Origin of the sequence: Bathymodiolus azoricus thioautotrophic gill symbiont (assembly GCF_001298715.1) — a bacterium.
Classification (GTDB): Bacteria; Pseudomonadota; Gammaproteobacteria; order PS1; family Pseudothioglobaceae; genus Thiodubiliella.
Genome location: NZ_CDSC02000050.1, coordinates 1 through 2,611 on the forward strand (window position 1 = coordinate 1; position 2,611 = coordinate 2,611).

Consider the following 2,611-nt stretch of genomic DNA (forward strand, 5'->3'; position numbering starts at 1 on the left):
TATTAAATTAAATTTTTCATCACCTCAGGCATATTATAACCCACCTTTGACGCCGACCATAATTGATTAACCTCTTGCGCATATCCTGACACACCTTCGGTATCAGCGAATGAATCAAAAGAGGACATATATTCAACCAGTTTACTAACTTGTACCTTATCCAAATAATGGTAGCGGTTATTTTCAGCATCGATATTAACGCAAATTTTTGCACCATCGGTACTGCTATTATCGGCAAAATAATCTTTAATTAACACAGTACCATCTTGACCTCGATATTGTTTGGAAATACCAACATCGGCATTGTCCTCTTGATAATCAATATCGGATTCGTCTGCTTCTGCAAAGGAACGGTGTTTGATTAAAAGGTCGTTATCATTATGACGATAATACATTACATCTTGATAACTGTCTAAATCAAATGCAATATAATCCTCACTGTCAACGATAAGTTCGCTGGATAGGTTGTCATTGCCAATCATAAATACATCCGCTCCTTCGCCACCAGTAACAATGTTGTTTGTGCCACCCAAATACAGTAAATCATCCCCTTTTCCTGCATCAATGTTGTTATTGCTTGAGTTTTTATGCATATACAGGGAATCATTGCCAGATTCAGCAAAGATGAGGGAGTCGTGACTGGCAACTTCTAATTCATCATTGCCTTCACCCAAATAAACGGTATTCTTATTGCCAAATACTTTTCCATGGTCGTCTCCTTCGCCTAAACTCATTACATTATAGGCACCAATTACAACCCCGATATCATCGCCAGAATGACCGTAAATTTTGCCATAATTACCAGTGGATACTAGGTAATCATTCCCTTCGTTGCCTGCAATATAGGCGCCTTCTCCAAATGCCCAAAGCTGATCTTCACCTGTGCCACCAAATAAAACATTGTATCGACCAGATGCAACACCAATGTCATCGCCTTCACCGCCAATAAACATATGGTTTTGACCTACAAAAACTGCATTGTCATCTCCTTCGTTGCCACTAATGGTGTTGCCTTCGCCAATGACATAAGCAACATCATCTCCTTTACCGCCCCAAACATTGTTGTTGGTACCCATTAAAGCAAACAAGTCCTTACCATCACCGCCCCATGCAAAATTTTGAGCCCCTATATTGAAGAATAAATCTCCGTCGTTGGTCATATATCCTATGTCTGAGAAAAACTCAACTACTTTATCTTTCATATTGGCAGAATCTATGGCAATACTACTGGCTAGTGTTTCTGCTAATTCTGGTAGATTACCAAGGGTTTCAAATAAGTTTGGCGCGTAAAAATCAAATAAAGAGGGTAGTTTAAGTCCACTAAAGCCAAAGGCTTCGTTGCTTTTTTCAGTACCATCTGAGTTTTCTTCATTATCACCGGTAACATTGTTTGAATTTTCGCTGTCATTGTCGTCATTGTCATCGTCATCGTCGTCATCATCTTTATCTTTGATCCCTAATGCCTCTAGCGTGTTTTCACCCATATCTTTTGTTGATTCTACGCCAGATTCCAATGCATTAATAATACGAGCTGGTTCAGATATAGCTTGAATGGAGTTATCAAAGGTGTCAGATACTGTGCCAAGCAACTCTTTTAACATATCTGACATTGATAAATCAGGGGTTGATGTCTCGGTTTTATAGAATTCACCAGAATTAATGTATTGATAGCCCAATATATCGCCAAAGGTGGTGTCTTCTGCTTTCTCTGCCATCTTACTGAGAATACCGTTGATAAGTTTTGTTTTTACATTGCCTGGTGTGTAGGTAAAAGTGGTTTTTGGCTGTCCATCTGAGGTGTATCCTTGTTGCATGATACCAAATAATGAAGCAACAGTAGTATCTAAAACAGAAGAGACGGTATCACCAAACATAAAACTAAAATTACCATTACCAATAAGAATGTCGGATCCTTGTCCGCCAATCGTAAGGTTTAAGCTAAAGTTACTAAGCTTCTCTTTGAAGCTTTGGTTTGCTTCCTGACGCTTGCTTTTCCGTTGCATAAAGTTATTAGCTTGCTTATTGAGCGTCGCTTCTATATCGTATTTCAACCCTGTGTCGGACACTTCGTTTTGTCCACCACGGTTTAAAATCTTCTTATAGTCGGTGTCACTATTCTTATCCAGCGAACTCATGTCCTTTGCAAACTTTTTGGTTTTCTTCCAACTCCATAGGGCATTTTGTTCGGCGTTACTCATATCTGCCATATCTTGTAAGGAGCCCAAAACATTGGCCGATCCATCAAAAGGATTAACAAACGGAATCATAGGGAAAGAAGGGTCGGTTGCGATAATAAAATCATTCCTGACACCGTGATTAACCACCACATTTTTAGTGCCTATTAAAATTTGCACACCTTCTAATGCGCGATAACCTCCTATTTCAATAAAACGATTGGTGTCTCCTGCATGACCAATACTAATTAAAATATTATTGTCTCCATACATAAGTGTGTGGTGTGCGCCATTGCCAACTTTAATGTCTACATTGGTAGAGCCGCCAAAGAAAGTAGCGTGCTCTCCATCACCAATATCGATTTGAATATTAAAAGCAGGGGTAGTAATCCTTTTCTTTTTCTTATTTGTGTTATTTGTGTTATTTGTGTTATTTG

General features: G+C 38.8%; 1 protein-coding gene. It reads right to left on the reverse strand.

Annotated elements, in window-relative coordinates:
• Nucleotides 1-2: 2 nt before the first annotated feature.
• Nucleotides 3-2,611: calcium-binding protein (locus BAZSYMA_RS09775; RefSeq protein WP_277621606.1), on the reverse strand; the 2,609-nt coding region annotated here is incomplete at its 5' end.